Origin of the sequence: Micromonospora parathelypteridis (assembly GCF_014201145.1) — a bacterium.
GTDB lineage: Bacteria > Actinomycetota > Actinomycetes > Mycobacteriales > Micromonosporaceae > Micromonospora > Micromonospora parathelypteridis.
The window spans coordinates 4,600,024-4,618,906 of record NZ_JACHDP010000001.1 but is presented as its reverse complement, the minus strand read 5'-3'; the positions used below and the strand labels follow the sequence as shown (position 1 = coordinate 4,618,906).

Annotated in this window: 17 protein-coding genes and 1 pseudogene; 6 read left to right on the top strand and 12 right to left on the bottom strand. The window is 71.9% G+C overall.

The genetic code is table 11. The features are described from left to right. The 4 genes from HNR20_RS20835 (at position 1) to HNR20_RS20820 (ending at position 3,276) form a co-directional block, all read left to right on the top strand. On the top strand, positions 1-441 hold the full coding sequence (locus HNR20_RS20835; RefSeq protein ID WP_184182349.1) for a MarR family winged helix-turn-helix transcriptional regulator: 441 nt from the start codon (positions 1-3) through the stop codon (positions 439-441). Between the two features lie 145 nt (positions 442-586). Beyond that, complete coding sequence (locus tag HNR20_RS20830) at positions 587-2,206, top strand: MDR family MFS transporter (RefSeq protein ID WP_184182347.1); 1,620 nt, start codon at positions 587-589, stop codon at positions 2,204-2,206. 9 nt (positions 2,207-2,215) lie between these two features. Then, positions 2,216-2,710 (top strand): universal stress protein, encoded by a 495-nt coding sequence (locus HNR20_RS20825; protein WP_184182345.1) that lies wholly within the window; start codon positions 2,216-2,218, stop codon positions 2,708-2,710. Positions 2,711-2,754: 44 nt separating this feature from the next. Next, positions 2,755-3,276, top strand: coding sequence for a DinB family protein (locus tag HNR20_RS20820; RefSeq protein WP_184182343.1), 522 nt, complete (start codon positions 2,755-2,757; stop codon positions 3,274-3,276). A 7-nt stretch (positions 3,277-3,283) separates the two neighbouring features. Here HNR20_RS20820 and HNR20_RS20815 read toward each other — a convergent pair whose 3' ends face one another. The 3 genes from HNR20_RS20815 to HNR20_RS20805 form a co-directional block, all read right to left on the bottom strand. Next, entirely contained in the window at positions 3,284-3,904 is a 621-nt protein-coding gene (locus tag HNR20_RS20815; protein WP_184182341.1) for an HAD-IA family hydrolase, read from the bottom strand. Further along, positions 3,904-7,518, bottom strand: coding sequence for a chromosome segregation protein SMC (smc, locus tag HNR20_RS20810; protein ID WP_184182339.1), 3,615 nt, complete (start codon positions 7,516-7,518; stop codon positions 3,904-3,906). The genes HNR20_RS20815 and smc overlap by 1 nt, the downstream gene beginning before the upstream one ends. A 336-nt stretch (positions 7,519-7,854) precedes the next feature. Next, positions 7,855-8,049 carry a hypothetical protein gene (locus HNR20_RS20805; RefSeq protein ID WP_007456482.1) on the bottom strand — a complete coding sequence of 65 codons (195 nt, stop codon included), beginning with the start codon at positions 8,047-8,049 and terminating at the stop codon, positions 7,855-7,857. A 373-nt stretch (positions 8,050-8,422) separates the two neighbouring features. Between HNR20_RS20805 and HNR20_RS20800 the strand changes: the two genes are divergently transcribed. Together HNR20_RS20800 and HNR20_RS20795 are read left to right on the top strand one after the other, a co-directional pair. Next, positions 8,423-9,637 (top strand): CAP domain-containing protein, encoded by a 1,215-nt coding sequence (locus tag HNR20_RS20800; protein ID WP_184182337.1) that lies wholly within the window; start codon positions 8,423-8,425, stop codon positions 9,635-9,637. A gap of 117 nt (positions 9,638-9,754) precedes the next feature. Next, the gene (locus HNR20_RS20795; protein WP_184182335.1) at positions 9,755-10,597 is read left to right on the top strand and encodes an endo alpha-1,4 polygalactosaminidase; all 843 of its coding nucleotides are present in this window, start codon (positions 9,755-9,757) and stop codon (positions 10,595-10,597) included. 44 nt (positions 10,598-10,641) lie between these two features. On the opposite strand, the gene HNR20_RS20790 is transcribed toward HNR20_RS20795, so the two are convergent. The 9 genes and pseudogenes from HNR20_RS20790 to rsmD form a co-directional block, all read right to left on the bottom strand. Next, positions 10,642-12,861 carry an MMPL family transporter gene (locus HNR20_RS20790; RefSeq protein ID WP_184182333.1) on the bottom strand — a complete coding sequence of 740 codons (2,220 nt, stop codon included), beginning with the start codon at positions 12,859-12,861 and terminating at the stop codon, positions 10,642-10,644. 221 nt (positions 12,862-13,082) lie between these two features. Further along, on the bottom strand, positions 13,083-13,940 hold the full coding sequence (gene mutM / locus HNR20_RS20785) for a bifunctional DNA-formamidopyrimidine glycosylase/DNA-(apurinic or apyrimidinic site) lyase (RefSeq protein ID WP_184182331.1): 858 nt from the start codon (positions 13,938-13,940) through the stop codon (positions 13,083-13,085). Between the two features lie 193 nt (positions 13,941-14,133). Continuing rightward, positions 14,134-14,883, bottom strand: a pseudogene (gene rnc / locus HNR20_RS20780) (ribonuclease III); the annotation flags it as partial. After that, the gene (locus HNR20_RS20775) at positions 14,880-15,866 is read right to left on the bottom strand and encodes a phosphate acyltransferase PlsX (RefSeq protein WP_184182329.1); all 987 of its coding nucleotides are present in this window, start codon (positions 15,864-15,866) and stop codon (positions 14,880-14,882) included. The gene HNR20_RS20775 and the pseudogene rnc, both read right to left, overlap by 4 nt. Before the next feature lie 114 nt (positions 15,867-15,980). Further along, a complete protein-coding gene (gene rpmF / locus HNR20_RS20770) occupies positions 15,981-16,154 on the bottom strand; it encodes a 50S ribosomal protein L32 (protein WP_030335284.1) in 174 nt (57 codons plus the stop codon). A gap of 5 nt (positions 16,155-16,159) precedes the next feature. Beyond that, entirely contained in the window at positions 16,160-16,723 is a 564-nt protein-coding gene (locus tag HNR20_RS20765; RefSeq protein WP_110562455.1) for a YceD family protein, read from the bottom strand. Between the two features lie 110 nt (positions 16,724-16,833). After that, positions 16,834-17,331 carry an SPFH domain-containing protein gene (locus tag HNR20_RS20760; protein ID WP_184182327.1) on the bottom strand — a complete coding sequence of 166 codons (498 nt, stop codon included), beginning with the start codon at positions 17,329-17,331 and terminating at the stop codon, positions 16,834-16,836. Positions 17,332-17,612: 281 nt separating this feature from the next. Beyond that, a complete protein-coding gene (gene coaD, locus HNR20_RS20755) occupies positions 17,613-18,095 on the bottom strand; it encodes a pantetheine-phosphate adenylyltransferase (protein WP_184182325.1) in 483 nt (160 codons plus the stop codon). After that, complete coding sequence (rsmD, locus tag HNR20_RS20750; RefSeq protein ID WP_184182323.1) at positions 18,092-18,655, bottom strand: 16S rRNA (guanine(966)-N(2))-methyltransferase RsmD; 564 nt, start codon at positions 18,653-18,655, stop codon at positions 18,092-18,094. Before rsmD ends, coaD begins: the two co-directional genes overlap by 4 nt. Positions 18,656-18,883 lie beyond the last annotated feature (228 nt).

Below are 18,883 nucleotides of genomic sequence, written 5' to 3'. Positions count from 1 at the left end.
GTGGACGAGCACCTCCCGGAACCGATCCGGGCAGTCGAGCACGAGTTGACCGCTCTGCTGCGTCGTGGGCGGGCGGTTTCGTGGGAAATCGCCCGAGAGGTGCACCCGACTCTCGAGCCGAACACCTACGGGCTGCTGCTCTGGTTGCGCCGCAGTGGGTCGATCCGGTTGACCGAGTTGGCGTCGCGGCTCGGTGTGGGCAAGGGGACGCTGAGCCGGCAGATCAACGCACTGGAGGTGCTCGGCCTGGTCCACCGCGACCCGGATCCGAGCGACCGGCGGGCCGCCCAGATCAGCCTCACCGACGAGGGCCAGCGCCGGTTCGATGTGGCCAGGTATGCCCGGTTGGGCGAATTCGTACGCGCTCTGGACGGCTGGCCGGACCGGGACGTGGAGGAGTTCGCGCGGTTGCTCGGCCGCTTCAACGACTCCTGGCAGTAACGCCCCATGAGCAGGGAATAGGGCGCCGCCCACACAAGTTGTTGCTCTAGGCAACCAAGGCATACGGTTGCTTCAGGCAACTCTCAGGCGAGCCGCGCAAGCCGCCCGCCGCCGCTCCCCTCTACCCCGCTCGGAGGCAACAACGATGAGCCAGGCGACAGCGCCCACCCAGGCGACCGCCGTCAACATGACCCACCGGCAGATCCTGGAGGCGCTCTCCGGCCTGCTGCTGGGCCTGTTCGTTGCGATCCTTTCCTCGACGGTCATCTCGAACGCGCTGCCGCGGATCATCACCGAACTGCACGGCGGCCAGTCCGCGTACACCTGGGTGGTGACCTCGGCCCTGCTCGCGACCACCGCGACCACCCCCATCTGGGGCAAGATGGCCGACCTCACCAGCAAGAAGACGCTCGTTCAACTCGCCCTGGGGATCTACGTGCTGGGCTCGGTGCTAGCCGGCCTCGCGCAGGGCACCGGCGAGCTGATCGCCTGCCGCGTGCTGCAGGGCGTCGGCGCCGGTGGCCTCACCGCGCTCGCCCAGGTGATCATGGCGACGATGATCGCGCCGCGCGAGCGGGGCCGCTACAGCGGCTACCTCGGCGCCGTGATGGCCGTCGGCACCATCGGCGGCCCGCTGATCGGCGGCGTGATCGTCGACACCTCCTGGCTCGGCTGGCGCTGGTGCTTCTACGTCGGCGTGCCGTTCGCCATCCTCGCGCTGATCGTGCTGCAGAAGACCCTGAACCTGCCGGTGGTCAAGCGGAAGGCGCAGATCGACTGGTGGGGCGCCACCCTGATCACCGCGGCCGTCTCGGTGCTGCTGATCTGGGTCTCGCTCGCTGGCGACCAGTTCGCCTGGGCCTCCTGGCAGACCGCCGTCATGGTGGTCGGCGCCCTGCTCCTCGGCGCGCTGGCGATCCGGGTCGAGACCCGGGCGGCCGAGCCGATGATCCCGCCGCGGCTGTTCCGCAACCGCACCATCACCCTCGCCGTCATCGCGAGCATCGCGGTCGGCGTGGGCATGTTCGGTGCGTCGATCTTCCTCGGCCAGTACTTCCAGATCAGCCGTGGCGAGACCCCGACCATGTCCGGCCTGATGACCCTGCCGATGATCCTCGGCCTGCTGGTCGCCTCCACGGTGGGCGGGCGGATCATCACCAAGACCGGCCGGTGGAAGCGGTTCCTGGTGATCGGCTCGGCGCTGCTCACCATCGGCTTCGCGCTGATGGGCACACTGCGCGCGGACACCAGCTTCACCGTGCTCAGCGTCTACATGGTGCTGATCGGCGTCGGCCTGGGTCTGACCATGCAGAACCTGGTCCTCGCCGTGCAGAACACCGTCGGCCCGCACGAGCTCGGCGCGGCCAGTTCGGTGGTGGCATTCTTCCGCAGCCTGGGCGGCGCGATCGGCGTCTCGGCACTCGGAGCGGTGCTCGCCCACAAGGTCAAGGACTACACCGCCGAGGGGCTGTCCCAACTCGGCATCCCCGCGTCCAGCTCGGGCAGCGGCGGCACCCTGCCCGACGTGCACACCCTGCCCGGCCCGCTGCGGGCGGTGGTGGAGAGCGCGTACGGCCATGGCGCCGGTGACATCTTCCTGGTCGCCGCCCCCTTCGCGCTGATCGCGCTGATCGCGGTGATCTTCATCAAGGAGGTTCCCCTGCGGCAGCACAACGGCGATCCGGTTTCCGACGAGGTCGAGCGGGAATCGACAGTCGCCGCCGGCGCTGGCGCCGCAGTGGTCCGTACCGGCGAGCAGAGGTGAGGTAGAGCCATGGGCGTGGGAGCACCGGACCGCGAGGAGTACGGCCCCAGGACCCGCCCGCTGCCCTTCGAACGGGGCACGGACGGTCCTCGGGTGATCATGGTGGGTGTCGACGGCACCCGCACCTCCGAGCGGGCCGGCTTCTACGCCGTAGGCCTGGCCCGCCGCCAGGGCGCCGCCCTGGTGGTGGTCTTCGTCAGCTCGGCGAGCGGGCTGACCGCCCTGGTTCCCGGCATGGACGCCGGCGCGGTGCAGCGCACCCACGACGAGTTGGCCGACGAGCTACGCCAGGCGTGCCGGCGTGGGGCCGAGCAGTGGGGCATTCCGGTGACCCTGGTGGTCCGGCGCGGCGACGCGTACGGCGAGCTGTGCACGGCGGCGGACGAGTTCCAAGCCGACATGGTGGTGGTGGGCGCCTCCGAGCAGGCCGGCCACCGGCTGGTCGGCTCGGTCGCCACCCGCCTGGTCCGCACCGGCCGCTGGCCCGTCGTCGTGGTGCCCTGATAACCCGTCGCGGCATGTCGGGGTCGCCGGGCAGGATGCGCGGCATGACCTGGATCGCACCGGAGATCACCCGGACCCCCGAACCGTACGTCGGCGACGAGCGCACCATGCTCGACGGCTGGCTCGACTACCACCGTCAGACACTCCTGCTCAAGTGCGCCGGTTTGACCGAGGAGCAGTTGCGGACGCCGAGCGTGGAGCCATCCGGCCTGACGCTGCTCGGTCTGGTCCGGCACCTTGCCGAGGTAGAGATCTGGTGGTTCCGGGAGAACTTCGCCGGCGAGCAGGTCGACTACCCGTACTTCACCCCGGAGACGCCGGACGCCGACCACGACGTCAGCGACGCTGACGCCGAGGCCGACTTCGCCATCTTCCACCGCGAGGTGGCACTGGCCCGCGAGGCCGCTGCGGGTCACTCACTCGACGAGACGTTCACCGAGGTCAGCGCCAAGAAGCGCACCTTCAACCTGCGCTGGGTGTACGTGCACATGATCGAGGAGTACGCCCGGCACAACGGCCACGCCGACCTGATCCGGGAACGCATCGACGGCGTCACCGGCGAGTGACCGGAGCTCAGTAGTTCAGCGCCGCCCGCAGGTAACGCAGGTCGGCGTGGCCGCCCCAGCGGTGCGCCGACAGCCCTGCCGACCGGGCGCCCCGCACGGCCCAGTCCTCGTCGTCGACGAAAAGGACCCGGGCCGGTGGGGTGGCCAGGGCCGCGCAGGCGGCCTGGAAGTACTCCGGGGCGGGCTTGTGCACCCCGAGCGTCGACGAGTTGACCACCACGTCCAACTCGCCGACCAGGCCGAGGGCGGCCAGGTCGGCGTCGAGCAGGTCGGTGGCGTTGGTGCCCAGGCCGACCTTGATCCCGGCGGCGCGCACCTCCCGGACCAGGTCGAGCACCTCGGTGTCCACCTCGCCCCGGTACCGCTGCCACTGCTCCACCGCCGCCCGGGCCCGGTCCGCACCGCCGGCCGGCTCGGCGAGCGCGTCGGCCACGCTGCTCACCCACTCGTCGTGGCTGACCTGGCCGGTGAGCACCGGCTGGAGCCGGCCCCACTGCATGGCGATCTCGGTGAGAACACCGTCGGCGAGGCCGTAATCCCGCTCCACCCCGGCGGCGACCGCCGGGTCGAACCGGCGCAGCACGCCGTCCAGATCCAGCAGGAGCGCCGTCGCGCGTTCCCGAGCCACTACCCGTTCTCCTCGCCGCGGCTGTGCCGCTGGTCGTCCTCGTCGGCCCGGTTGAGCCGTTGACTGATCACCTGCGTGACCCCGCTGCGCATGGTCACGCCGTAGAGCGCGTCGGCGATCTCCATCGTCCGCTTCTGGTGCGTGATGACGATCAGCTGGCTCTTCTCCCGCAACTGTGCCAGCAGCGTGATCAACCGGCCCAGGTTCACGTCGTCCAGGGCCGCTTCCACCTCGTCCATGATGTAGAACGGGCTGGGCCGGGCGCGGAAGATCGCCACCAGCATGGCCACCGCGGTCAGCGACCGCTCGCCACCGGAGAGCAGCGACAGTCGCTTGATCTTCTTCCCCGGCGGGCGGGCCTCCACCTCGACACCGGTGGTGAGCAGGTCGTCGGGGTCGGTGAGGATCAGCCGGCCCTCGCCACCGGGGAAGAGCACGGTGAACACCTGCTCGAACTCCCGCGCAGTGTCCTCGAACGCGTTGGCGAAGACCTCCAGGATCCGCTCGTCCACGTCCTTGACCACGGTGAGCAGGTCCCGACGGGTGGCCTTGAGATCCTCCAACTGCTCGGAAAGGAACTTGTAGCGCTCCTCCAGCGCGGCGAACTCCTCCAGCGCGAGCGGGTTGACCTTACCGAGCAGGGTCAGCTCCCGTTCCGCCTTGGCGGCCCGCTTCTCCTGCACCGGCCGCTCGTAGCGCACCGGCTCCGGCACCGGCAGGCCGTCGCGTTCGGCCGCCGCGACATCGACCTGGGTCGGCGGGACTGGCTGCGCGGGGCCGTACTCGGCGACAAGCGTCTCCACGTCCAACCCGAAGTCCTCGGCAGCCTTCGCCTCCAACTGCTCGATGCGCAGCCGTTGCTCGGCACGGGCGACCTCGTCGCGGTGCACCTGGCTGGTCAGCCGCTCCAACTCCGCGCCGAGCCGCTTGGCCGCCCCGCGTACCTCCTGCAGCTCCGCCTCGCGTGCGGCGCGTTCCAGGGCGACCGCGTCGCGGTGCTCCTCGGCCGTCGCGATCGAGGTGGTGAGCCGGGTGAGCGCCTCCCGGGCGCCGCCGGCGACGGCCCGGGCGATGCCCGCGCCCCGCGTCCGCGCTGCCCGCCGGGCCGCGGCGCGTTCCCGGGCGGCCCGCTCCGCGGTGGCCTGCCGGGCCAGCGAGTCGGCCCGGCCAGCGATCGAGGAGACACGCTCCTCGGCGGTACGCACCGCGAGCCGGACCTCCATCTCGTTCTGCCGCGCCTGCGGCACCATGGCGGCGAGCTGGTCCCGCTCCTCGGCGGAGGGCTCGGCGTCGACCGGGGTCTCCTCGGCCAGCCGCAGCCGCTCCTCCAACTCGTCGAGCGCGGTGAGATCCCGCTGCCGGGCCGCCTCTGCGCGGGCTCGGGACTCGCCGAGGCGGTCGGTCTCCGCCTTCGCGGAACGTGCTGCCGCGCCCAGCTCGGCCAGCCGACGGGCGGCGGCGTTGCGGTGGCTCTCCGCCTCGCGCTTCTCGGCAGCGGCGTGCTGCACGGCCTCCTTGGCGGCGGCCACCTCGGCGCGCGCCTCGACGAGCTGGTCACGCAGCTCCGCTCCACCGCGCTCGGCGGTGGACCGGTTGGCGCGGGCCTCCTCGACGGCCGCCTGCACCTCGATGTAACTGGGGGCCTTGGCCGACCCGCCAGCCGCCGCGTACGCCCCGACCACGTCACCGTCCGGGGTGACCGCCCGCAGCTCGGGGTTGCTGGCGACCAACTCGGCCGCGGCGGCGAGATCGTCGACGAGGGCCACGTCCCGCAGCGCACGGTGCACCGCCGGACGAAGCTCGGCGCTGCACTCCACCAGGTCGGGTGCCCACCGGGCCTCGTCGGGCAGCTTTGGGCGCAGGGCGTCCGCGGAGCCGGTCATGCCGGGCCCCGCCGGGCTGCCGACGAGCAGGCCGGCCCGGCCAGCGTCGGAGATCTTCAACAGCCGCATAGCCTCGACGGCCTCGTCCACCCCACTGATGGCGACCGCGTCGGCGAGGCCGCCGAGCGCGGCGGCCAGCGCGGCCTCGTGGCCCGGCGCGACGGTGAGCAGCCCGGCGAGGCTGCCGAGTAGGCCGGGCACGTCGCCGGCGCGGGAGAGCAGCGCCCCCGCGCCATCCTTGCGCCGCAGACCGAGTGCGAGCGCCTCCTCCCGGGCCTTCCAGGTGGCGGCGTCCTTCTCCGCCGTCCGCTCGGCGTCGGCCAGCGATCGCACGGTGGCCTGCGCCCGCTCCTGCACGGCGACCGCCTCGGCGTGCCGGGCGTCCAGGTCCGCGTTGTCCCGGTCGGCTTCGGTGGACTGGGCGGCTACCGCGTCCAGGTCGGCCTGCGCCTGCTCGGCGCGGCCCAACGCGTCGGCGTGCGCGACGGCGAGCCGTTCGATCTCCTCACCGGCGCTGGTGGTCCGGGCTCGGGCCGAGTTGACCTGGCCGGTGAGCCGGGCCATCCCCTCCCGCCGGTCGGCGATGGCCTTGGCCGCGGCGACCAGCTCCCGCTCGGCGGCGGCGAGCTGCCGTTCCAGCTCCTGGCGGTGCTCGACCGCCTCGGCCAGCCGGATCTGGTCGTCGGTGAGCGCCGCGCGCAGCTCCTCCTCCTGCTCGCGGACACGTTCCGCCTCGGCCTCCAGCTGGTCCGGGTCGCGGCCGGGCCGCTCGTCGTCACCGCTGGCGCTGAGGTGCCGCAGTCGTTCCCGGGCCAACTGCTCGATCGAGCGGAAGCGTTCCTGCAGGGCCGACAGCTTGTACCAGGTGTCCTGGGCAGCGGCGAGCAGCGGCGCGTCCTCGGCCAGCGCGGCCTCCAGCTCGCCGAGCCGGCCCTGCACCTCGGCGTGCTCGCCCTCGATCTGCTCGCGCCGCTCCCGTAGCGCCGTCTCGTCGGCGATCTCCCGGTCGAGGGTGGTGCGCAGGGTGGCCAGGTCGTCGGCGAGCAGGCGCAGCCGGGCGTCGCGCAGGTTGGCCTGGATGGCGGCGGCGCGCCGGGCCACCTCCGCCTGCCGGCCCAGCGGCTTGAGCTGGCGGCGCAGCTCGGCGGTGAGGTCGGTGAGGCGGTTGAGGTTGGTCTGCATCGCGTCGAGCTTGCGCAGGGCCTTTTCCTTGCGCTTGCGGTGCTTGAGGACGCCGGCCGCCTCCTCGATGAACGCCCGGCGGTCCTCCGGCTTGGCGTGCAGCATGCCGTCGAGTCGGCCCTGCCCGACGATGATGTGCATCTCCCGGCCGATGCCGGAGTCGGAGAGCAGCTCCTGGATGTCGAGCAACCGGCACGTGTTGCCGTTGATCTCGTACTCGCTCTCGCCGGAGCGGAACATCCGGCGGGTGATGGAGACCTCGGTGTACTCGATCGGCAGCGCGCCGTCGGTGTTGTCGATGGTGAGGGTGACCTCGGCGCGACCCAGCGGTGCCCGGCCGGCGGTGCCGGCGAAGATGACGTCCTCCATCTTGCCGCCGCGAAGGGCCTTGGCGCCCTGCTCGCCGAGGACCCAGGCGATGGCGTCGACGACGTTGGACTTGCCCGAGCCGTTCGGGCCCACCACGCAGGTGATCCCGGGCTCCAGCTTCAACGTCGTGGCGGAGGCGAAGGATTTGAACCCCTTCACCGTCAGGCTCTTGAGATACACCTTCTCGATCCTCGTCCGGTGGCCGCCGTACCGTCGCCGGCTGTGGGGACCTGGGTGAACTCGCAGACTAACCCGGAGGTGGAAGCGGGCCGGCACGCGACCCGCCCCGGGTCGCGTCGGTCGAGGGCGCGCTGTTGTTCCGTCGGCCGCGAAAAAGACAAGGACCGTTCATGATCGGCTTATCCGGCGGCACGCTATTCGGTTACCGTCGGCGCGGGCCGACGACAAGATCATAAATCGTCGACGCCGAAAGGGGCCGGACAGTGTTGCGCGCCGGCACAGACGTGTCGGCGCGCATTTTTGCGATAGTGCGATTCAGTTTTTTCGACGCGAAGATCAGGTCAGCGCCGGCTCGGCCAGACGGAGCAGATCGTCCGCCTCCGCCGCAGCCGCCGCGAGCCGATCGTTGTCGGCACGCAGACGCGTGATCTCGAACTCCAGCGCCTGAACCCTGGCACGCAGTCGGGTGACCTCGTCGAGCAGACGCCGATCGGGCGCTGCACCTACGTGGCCGTAGAGGGCCTTCGCCATGCTGACTCCTTGATATGCGCTGCCGGAAAGGCCGGCCAACGCGCGCCCATTTGTACGCGGCTGTCATTCCAGGCTGTATCTGGGCATGACCGGGCGCGACTGGCGACACCTATATATTGAGCCGCAAACCCCTCCTTCGTCAAGTTCTCGCAGGCCGTAGATCATCTCCACGTCGACCTGTCCACTTGTCGGGGGGCTGCCGCAAAGGCACGGACACTCTCTGTCCGGACACCTTTACTGTACGCCCGGATCCGCGGAAGTCCGCACCCTGGCGTCCGACTTCCCCTTAACTCTTCCTTAGCCACGTTGCCGCAGGTCGCGGGCGCGCCGTAGCGTCAGCCCGGCCCGTAACCGAACCCATGGAGGCATAGGCGTGTACGGCTGGACCGACCCGATGGACCCGAACGGCGCCCCCCGGCGCGCCGAGCGGCCGACCGACGAGCCGGCCTGGCTGCACGACCGCCCGGAGCCCCGCTCGGCCTACCTGTTCGGTGACGGCCCCGATCAGCCCGGCGAGGAGTGGCACCGGGAGCAGCCCCCGCCGGGCCCGGCGACCCGCGCGGGATCAGCCGACGCCCACACCGCCGCGTGGCCGGCACACCGGCCGGATCACGAGCCGACCGGTGACTGGCACCACAGTGGCCCGGCCGAGGCGACCACCGACGGCTGGCACGGCAGCGGCCCGGCCGAGGCGACCACCGGCACCTGGCACGTCGACCCGGACCCGACCGATGGCTGGCGGAACGACGCCGACACGACCGGTGGTTGGCGGGCCGACACCGATCCGGAGACGACCGATGGCTGGCGCGCCGGTGCGGGCCGGTCCGGCGAGGGGCGGCACCGCTCCCCCCGCCGCTGGCGACGGCCGCTGATGATCGGTGGCGCCGCCGCGGCGGCCACCCTCGTGGTGAGTTTCGGCGTCGGCGCGCTCGCGATGCCCGGCGGTGACGACGGGGCCAGTCAGCCGACGGCGGTGGACGACACCTTCGCCGCGTCGGCGGCACCGAGCGAGACGCCGGCCCTCGACACCCTCGCCGCACCCTCCCCGACCAGCACGCCCAGCTCGACCCCGCCGAGCCCGTCACCGAGCAGGACCGTCAAGCCCACCCCGGAGTCGTCGCGTTCCACCGCCGCGTCGCGCCGCAGCACTCCGCGTACCAGCGCGCCGAGTACCAGCAGCGGCTCCGGCGGTTCCAGCGGCACCGTCAGCGCCCAGGCCCGCGAGGTGGTGGACCTGGTCAACGCCGAGCGGGCCAAGGCCGGCTGCAACGCTCTGAGCATCGACGACAAGCTGATGACCGCCGCCCAGCGGCACAGCCAGGATCAGGCCGACCACCAGAACATGTCCCACACCGGCAGCGACGGCAGCAACTCCGGCGTCCGGCTGGACCGGGTCGGCTACGCCTGGCGCACCTACGGCGAGAACGTGGCCTGGAACCAGAAGACCCCGGCCGCGGTGATGGACGCCTGGATGAACAGCTCCGGCCACCGGGCCAACATCCTGAACTGCGCCTTCACCGAAATCGGCGTCGGCATCGCCAGCAGCAACGGGCCGTACTGGACCCAGGTCTTCGCGGCGCCGCGCTGACCGCGCGTCGTTCGCGCCCCCGCGCTCGTTTGACCCGGTGAGGTACGCCGGGCCGGAGCGTGGGGGCGGCGTACCGGTGCGGGCGGCGACGGGCCGTCCGGGACCCGGGAGCTGCCGATGCGGATCCGGCCGCGGCGACGTACCGCCGCACGCCCACTGCGCCGCGTCCTGTCGGCCGGCGTCGTGCTCGTCCTGGTGGTGCCGGCGTACGGGTGCCGACCCGAGCTGACCCCGCCCGGCGCGCCCACCCCGTGGCCGGCCGCACAGGCGCGGCACTGGCAGTGGCAGTGGCAGCTCAGTGGCCCGCTCGACCCTGCGGTGGACGCGGACGTCTTCCTGCTCGACCCGGTGGACACCACCGCCGCGCAGACCGCCGAGCTGCGTTCCCGGGACCGCCGGTTGATCTGTCAGGTGCACGTCGGCTCGGTTCGCTCCGCCGACCCGGATGCCAGTCGATTCCCGGAGATCGTGCAGGGCTCGGCCGCTCGCCGACCCGACAGCCGGTGGCTGGACGTCCGGAGCTGGGACGCGCTGGAGCCGGTGCTGGCCGACCGGTTCCGGCTGTGCCGGGGCAAGGGCTTCGGTGCGGTGGCGCTCGCCGACGCCGACGGGTACGCGTCTCGGACCGGCTTCCCGCTCGACTTCGACGACCAACTGCTGTTCAACCGCCGGCTCGCCCAGCTGGCCCGCTCACTCAGCCTCTCCCCCGGGCTGGTCAACGACGTGCCGCAGCTCGCGGCGCTGGCCCCGGACTTCGACTTCGCGGTCAACGAGGAGTGCGTCCGGCTGCGCCAGTGCGCCAAACTGCTGCCGTTCGCCGACGCGGGCAAACCGGTCTTCCACGTCGAGTACACCGGCGCGACCGACGACTTCTGCGTCACCACCGTCGGCTACGGCTTCGCCTCGATCCGGAAGGACCGCGACCTGGACGCGTGGCGGGAAGCCTGCCCGCTGCCCTGATGCCACTGGCCGGGCCGCGGTCGCGGCCCGGCCAGAGCGCATGGTCAGGACACCGGCACCAACTCCGGGGCAGGTGCGGGCGGATCGGCGGGGGCGGGTGCCGGGCGCTGGCGCAGGAAACGCGGAGCCCACCAGTTGGCATCGCCGAGCAAGGTCATCAACGCCGGCAGCACCACTCCCCGGATGATCGTGGCGTCCAGCAGGATCGCCGCCGCCAGGCCGATGCCGAGCTGCTTCATGTCGATCGTGCTCAACGTGGCGAAGATCGAGAAGACGCCGACCATCACGATCGCCGCGCTGGTCACCACCCCCGCGGAGGAGGTGATCCCGTACGACACGGCGTCGCGGTTGGGCATGCCGGCCCGGATTCCCTCGCGGATCCGACTGACCACGAACACGTGGTAGTCCATCGAGAGACCGAACAGCACCACGAAGAGGAACAACGGCAGCCAGGACACGATCGCGCCCATCGAGGTGAAGCCGAGCAGCCCTTCGGCCCACTCGCCCTGGAAGACCAGCACCAGCAGCCCGTACGCGGCACCGGCGGAGAGCAGGTTCAACGCGATGGAGCTTGCCGCAACCACCACCGACCGGAAGGTGAGCACCATGACCAGGAAGGTCAGCACCAGTACGAAGCCCATCACCAGCGGCAACTTGTTCCGGACGTGCTTCGCGTAGTCCTCACTGTCGGCCACGCTGCCGCCCACCGCGTACTCGATGCCGGGGATGCCCCGCAGCTCGGCCGGGACCAGGTCCCCGCGCAGCTTCTCCAGCGACCGCACCGACCGGTCGTCCCGACTGGAGTACGGGGTGGCGACGTCCAGCACCGACACCCGCCGGTCGGCCGACACCTCGATCTTCGGGCCGTCCGCCTCGGCCGGCGCGAACAGCGGATCCGCGGTGGCCCGGGTGGAGAGGTCGGTGAGGGCGGCGCGAACCCGGTCGGCCTGCTCGGCCGGCGCCCGGACGGCAACCACGTGGTTGGTGCCGGTGCTCGGGAAGGCGGCGGTGAGCCGGTCGTACGCCTGCATCGCCGGCGTGGTGCGCGGCAGGTCCTCCATGCCGGGAAACTTCAGCTTCATGCCGAGCGCCGGCGCGGCCAGCGCGAGCAGCAGGCCGACCGAGATGACCAGCGTCAGGACCGGGGCGCGCAGCGCCGGCCGGAGCACCGCGGGCCAGAGCCGGGGCGCGCGCGGCTCGCCGTGCCGGGCCGTGCGCGGCGCGGTCAACCGCCAGAGCAGCGGCACCCGGGGCCGGTCGACCCAACGGCCGAGCCTCGCCAGCAGGGCGGGCAGCACGGTCAGTGAGCCGGTCACCGCGACGGCGACCACCAGGATCGAGCCGATCGCCAGGGACGAGAAGACCACGTCACCGGCGAGCAGCAGCCCGGCCATCGCGATGATCACCGCGAAACCGGAGACCACCACGGCGTGCCCGGAGGTTTCGGCGGCGATCTCCACCGCGTCCAGGCCGGAGCGACCCTTGGCCCGTTCCTCCCGCTCCCGGCGGATGTAGAACAGCGAGTAGTCGACCCCGACCGCCATGCCGATCAGCAGGATCACGGGTGCCGTCGTGTCGGTGGCCGGCACCAGGTGCGAGGCGAGCGTGGAGAGGCCCATCGCGGCGGCGACCGAGGAGAGCGCCAGCAGCACCGGCACGCTGGCCGCGATCAGCGCGCCGAACGCGATGATCAGGATCGCCAGGGTGACCGGCAGGCTGAGCAACTCGGCGCGCTTGAAGTCCTTGCCCAGGGTGTCGTCGAGAGCCTGGCCGATCGACGGCCCGCCGACCTGCTCGATGCGCAGCTGCGGGTGCGCGGCCTGCACGCTGGCGGTGGCGTCGCGCAGAGGCTGCACCCGGTCCGAGGCGGTCTCCGGGTCACCGGACATGGTGATCGGCAGCAGCAGCGCGGAGCCGTCCCGGGCGGTGATCGGCTGACCCACCTCGCCGACGCCGGTGACCGTACGCAGCCGGGCGGCCGCGTCGTCTGCCGCTGCCTTCGCTGCCGTCTGGTCCAGCGCGCCGCCCCGCGAGGTGATGAGGACGTTGTCCACGGCCGGGTCGTCGAAGTCGGCGGCGTCCACGATGAGGCTGGCCCGCCCCGCCTCGCCGATCGCCTGGTCGGCGCTGGTGGCCTCGTTGAGGCCGGCGGCGTTGCCACCGACGAAGCACACCGCCACGAACACAGCCCACAGTGCGATCGCCCGCCACGGGTGTTCGGCGCTCCACCGCGCCAACCGCACCGTCACCGGTCTGTTGCCCATCTCGGGTCCCCCTGTCACGTCAACCCCCTGTCAACGGTGCTGACGTTAGGGACGTGACGAGGCGGTCACATCGGGGAACGGCCCTGGCCCGCCCCGGAACCCGCACACCATGGCAGCGGGCCCGCCCGGCGGGCGGTAACCCGTGATTCGGACAGTTCCCGGGGGCCAGCCCGGAGCGTCCGGCCACGACCCGCCGGGACCGACCCGGAGCCGGCTCCGGGTCATCCCCGAAGGGAGCCCCGGGGCCGTGGCTGACAGTGCGGGCAGCTGTACGAGGACCGGTTCATGAACGCCTCGCGGCGGATCGGCGCCCCACACCGACGGCACGGCTCGCCCTCACGGCCGTAGGCGTTCAGCGTTCGGTCGAAGTAACCGCTCTCCCCGTTGACGTTGACGTAGAGGGCGTCGAAGCTGGTCCCACCCACCTTGATCGCCTCGGCGAGCACGTCGCGGACGTGGCCGAGCAGGCGCTGTGCGGCCGGGCCGGTCAGCGCGTCGGTGGGGCGTCCGCCGTGCAGCCCGGCGCGCCAGAGCGCCTCGTCGGCGTAGATGTTGCCCACCCCGGAGATCAGCGTCTGGTCGAGCAGTGCCCGCTTCACCTCGGTGTGCCGCCGGCGCAACGCGGCGACGAACGCCGCGTCGGAGAACTCCGGGTCCATCGGGTCACGGGCGATGTGCGCGATCTCGTCGGGCAGTTCGGCGCCGCCCTCGCTCACCGAGAGCCCACCGAACGTGCGCTGGTCGACGAAGCGCAGCTCCGGCCCGTCGTCGGCGAACCGGAACCGGACCCGCAGATGGGTCTCGTCCGCGGTGCCCGGCGGCTGGATCAGGAGCTGACCGGACATACCGAGGTGCCCGATGATCGCGTCGCCGCTGTCCAGCGGCAACCAGAGGTACTTGCCGCGACGGCGGGCGTCCAGCACGGTCCGGCCAGCGAGCACGTCGGCGAAGTGCACGCCGCCCAGGACGTGCCGGCGAACCGCACGCGGGTGACGGACCTCCACCGAGGCGATCCGGCGACCGATGACCCACTGGGCCAGCCCCTGCCGGACCGTCTCCACCTCGGGTAGCTCAGGCACGCCGCAACCCCGTCTCGTGGCCGTCGGCACCCCCGGCCGGCAGAGCCTGCGCCAGGTGGTCGGCCTGCTCGGTCTCGGCCGCCCGCTCGGCGCGCTCCAGCGGCCCGAACGGCTCGTCCCGGTCGGCGGCGTCGTCCGGGTCGATCGGCTGGTCCGGGCGCTCATCGCCGGCCCGCCCGTCCTGGCCGTCGTCGCCGGCCCGCCCGTCCTGGCCGTCGTCGCCGGCTTGGCCGTTCTGCTCGGCGAGCGTTCGCCAGGCGGCCTCGGCGGCCCGCTGCTCGGCCTCCTTCTTGCTGCGCCCCTCGGCGCCGCCGTACCGGTTGCCGGCCACCACCACCCAGGCGGTGAAGGTCTTGAGATGGTCCGGGCCGGTGCCCTCGATCCGGTACTCCGGCACGCCGAGCCCGAGCGCCGCCGTCAGCTCCTGCAGGCTCGTCTTCCAGTCCAGGGCGGCGCCCCGGCCGGCCGACTCGGCCATCAACGGGTCGAAGAGCCGGTGGATGACGATCCCCGTGGTGTCCAGCCCGTACTGCAGGTAGATCGCGCCGAGCAGCGCCTCCAGCGTGTCGGCGAGGATGCTCGCCTTGTCCCGGCCGCCGGTGGTCTCCTCGCCCTTGCCGAGCAGCAGGTACGCGCCGAGGCCGTCCGGGCCCAGGCCACGGGCCACGTCGGCGAGCGCCCGCATGTTGACCACGCTGGCGCGCAGCTTGGCCAACTGCCCCTCGGGCAGGTCCGGGTGGTTGTGGAAGAGCGCGGTGGTGATCACCACGCCGAGCACCGAGTCGCCGAGGAACTCCAGCCGCTCGTTGGTCGGCAGCCCGCCGTTCTCGTACGCGTACGAGCGGTGGGTCAGCGCACGCTGCAGCAGCTCGGGTTCCAGGCTCACGCCGAACGCGGCTTCCAGGTGACCGACGGACGCCCGCCGCCGCTTGTCGTTGCTCATGATGTGCGTACCTCGGTGTCGGTGGAGCGGTCGGTGCGGTTCGTCGCGGCGTCGCCGTCGAGCAACGCCGAGACCAAATCGGTGGCGCGCCGCCGCCACAGGTGGGCGGCGAAGGCTATGCCGGAGGCGACGTCGTCGGCACGAGCGGAACCATGGCAGACGACCACCGTCCCCGCGACGCCCAGCAGGGCGGCCGCCCGGGGCGCACCGCCCTCGGCAGGTGGGCCGCCGGCCATCGCGTACGCGCCCTCGATGGCCTTGAGCAGCACGTTACCGGTGAAGCCGTCGGTGACGACCACATCGACGCGCGCGCCGAGGGTCACGTCGTACCCCTCGACCAGCCCGACGTAGCGCGCCCCACCGGGCAGCGGCTCAACGGCGAGCAACGGGTCGGTGGCCCGGCGGACCCGGTCGCCCTTGCCGGCCTCGGTGCCGACCGAGAGCAACCCGACGCGCGGCGCGGCGATCGAGTGCGCCACCGCGGCGTAGGCGGCACCGAGCACGGCGTGGCGGGCGAGGGTGGCCGGGCGGGGCTCCAGCGAGCCGCCGACGTCAAGAAGCACGACCGGCCCCGCCACGGCGGGCAGGGTGGCGACAAGCGCAGGTTGGCGGATCTCCGGCCAGCGGCCGAGGCCGAGCACGGCCGCAGTGACGGTGGCGCCGGTGGCGCCGGCAGAGACCAGGGCGTCGGCGGTGCCGTCGCGGACGGCGGTGACCGCGGCCCGGACCGTGCTCTGCGCGCGGGCGGCCATGGGATGGTCGGCCATGCCGACGACAACGCGGACGGGCCGCACTGTGATCCGGGCGCGTTGCGCCGGATCGAGGGCAGCGATCAACTCGTCGGCGACCTCGGCCGGGCCGACGAGGAGCAGGTGCAGGTCAGGGTCGGCGCGCATGGCCCGCAGAGCGCCGTCAACCACGACGGCGGGAGCGTCGTCCCCGCCGAGGAGGTCAACGGCGATCCGCGCGGTGCCCGGCTCCACCGGAACGCCGACCGGAGTGGGCCGGCCAGCGTCGGAGGAAGCCGGGGCACCGGGCGAATGCCAGGATGCGCGCGGCGCCCGACCTGAGGTCGGGGGCGTCACTCGGCGTCCAGGTCAGACCTCGAGAACCTGGCGGCCGTTGTAGGTGCCGCAGACGGAGCAGGCAGCGTGCGGCAGCTTCGGGGACTTGCACTGCGGGCACGCGACGGTCGCGACCACGGTCGCCTTCCAGTTCGCCCGGCGGGACCGGGTGTTGCTGCGCGACATCTTGCGCTTCGGGACGGCCACGGTTCTTACTCCTCTGTAACGGTCAGTTGCGACAGGCCCGCCCAACGCGGGTCGATCTGCTGGTGACTGTGGTCGGCCGGCAGATCATCCCAGTGCGCCCCGCATTCGGGGCACAACCCTGGGCAGTCCTCCCGGCAGAGCGGGTTGGTCGGCAGCGTGAGCACCAACGCGTCCCGCAGCGCCGGCTCCAGGTCGATCAGATCGCCCTGCATCCGGCCCACCTCGTCCTCGTCGGTCGTGGCGTCCGTGGTGCTGTCCTCATACGCGTACAGCTCCTGGATCGTCACGCCCATCGAGTCGTTGATCTCGCGCAGGCAACGGCCGCACTCGCCCCGGACGGGACCGGTGATGGTCCCGGAGACGAGCACGCCCTCGGACACCGACTGCAACCTCAGATCGAGGTCGAGGTCCGCGCCCTCCGGCACGCCGATCAACTCCACACCGAGGTCCGCCGGTGCCGGCACGACCCGCTGGACCTCACGCAACGCGCCAGGTCGGCGCGGCAGGTCCCTCGTGTCGAGGACCAGCGGCGACCTGGGGTTGAGTGTCGATGGCGAGTGCTTGGGCATAGTCAGACTCCGGCCGGTGAGAGGCCGACAAAAAAGGTTACCTGGGCGACCGCCGGACCGTCGAACCGGGGGCGACGCCCGCCTGAGAATGTCGGCTGGTGAGGTGCCGCTCAGAAGGGTAGCGGGCGATCCGCCTCATCCCCACCGAAGGTGCCGATCTCCCGTAGTGCGTGCATCTTGTCTCGGCCACGCTCTATCGAGGCCAACGCCCGGGTGAGGAACTGCTCGAAGTTGGCCAGCGCGGTGTCGACGTAGTCGTCGACCTCCTCGCGCAGGCGCTGCGCCTCGGCCCGCGCCTCGGCGATGATCCGGGCACCCTCGTGCTCGGCCGACACGGTGATCTCGTTCACCGAGACCAGGCGGGCGTGTTCTGCCTCACCCTCGCTGATGATCCGGTCTGCCTCGCGCTTGCCGGCTTCCATGATCTTGTCGCGCTCCTCTAGGAGCGCGGCGGCGCGACGCAGGTCGGCGGGGAGGTCGGCGCGCATCTCGTCGAGGGCAGCGATCATCTCGCCCCGGTCGACCATGCAGTTGTTGCGCGACATCGGGACGGAGCGGGCCTGCTCCACCATGGTGATCAGTTCGTCGATGCGATCGAGCGGGTCCACCGGTACCTCACTCCTGTCGTTCGTCGGCCGACCTCCATGATGCGGGCTACGGCCGTTCCCCGCGCCACCAATCATGTCGTGCGAACCCCACACCGGCCCCATCCGCCCCAACCCGGCGCGTCGCGACATCGTCACCCCGCACCCCTCCCGCACCCCTCCCGCGCCCCTCCCCCACGCCGATCTTGCACTTTCGGTCGCGCCAAACCACCCCGAAAGGGGCGATCCGGGGACCACAAGTGCAAGATCGCGGGGAGCGGGAGCGGGTACGGGAGGGGGTTAGGTCAGGGGCGGGGGCCCAGGCGGGACTGCAGGGCTTCGCGGACCGGATCGGGCACATGGGCGGAGATGTCGCCGCCCCACTTGGCCACGTCCTTGACCAGACTCGAGGAGAGGAACGAGTAGAGCGGGTTGGTCGGCATGAAGAGCGTCTCGACGCCGGCCAGCCCGATGTTCATCTGGGCCATCTGCAACTCGTAGTCGAAGTCGCTGACCGCCCGCAGGCCCTTGATCAGCACACTCGCCTGCTGGGCCCGGCAGAAGTCCACCAGCAGCCCGCGGAACGACTCGACCCGCACGTTCCCGTACGAGGAGGTCACCTCGCGGAGCATGTCGATCCGCTCCTCGATGGTGAACAAGCCACTCTTGGACTGGTTCACCAACACACCGACGATCACCTCATCGAAGAGCCTGCTGGCCCGCCCGACGATGTCGAGGTGTCCGTTGGTGACCGGGTCGAACGAACCGGGGCACACCGCACGTCTCATGATCGGCGACCGTACCAAAGGGTGGTCTCGCCGTACCGGCGACTGCGCTCGGCGGTGATCCCGTCCACCCAGTCGACCGGCCCGCTGCGGCTGGACCGCTCCACCACCACCATGGCGTCGCTGGCCAGCCAGTCACCATCGACGAGCGCGGCCAGCAGCGCGGTGATCTCCTCGCCCGGCACCGCGTACGGCGGGTCGGCGAAGACGACGTCGTAGGTCTCGCCGCCGGGGCCAGCGGCCAGCACCGTCGCCACCTTGCCGGTGACCAGGCGGGCGGCCGGGCCGGCGCGCAGGGCCGCGACGTTCTCCCGGATCACCCGGGCCGCCCTCGGGTCGGACTCGACAAGCAGCACGTGCCGGGCCCCCCGCGAGAGCGCCTCCAGCCCGACCGCGCCGGAACCGGCGTACAGGTCGGCGAAGCGGGCGCCGTCGAGGTCGACCTCGGCCTGGACGGCACTGAACAGCGCCTCCCGCACCCGGTCGGACGTCGGTCGGGTGCCGGCGCCGGGAGGCGCGGCTATTCGCCGACCGCCGAGCGTCCCGGCCACGATCCGGGTCACCGTTTCCACCTGCTCATGCCCGCGACGCTACGCGAGCCGGCGCGGACCACGACCGACACCGCCCGCATCGCCGGGGCCGGGCAAATGATCGCTATTCGGGTATCAGCGATCTCGCATGTCGTCGACCGGCTGGTCGGAGCATCCTCGGAAGCTCCGGGTCCACTGCGGAACCCCGTCCGACCGTCCACATCGCAGATCCTCAGTGATCAGATCAGCACGACCCGTTCA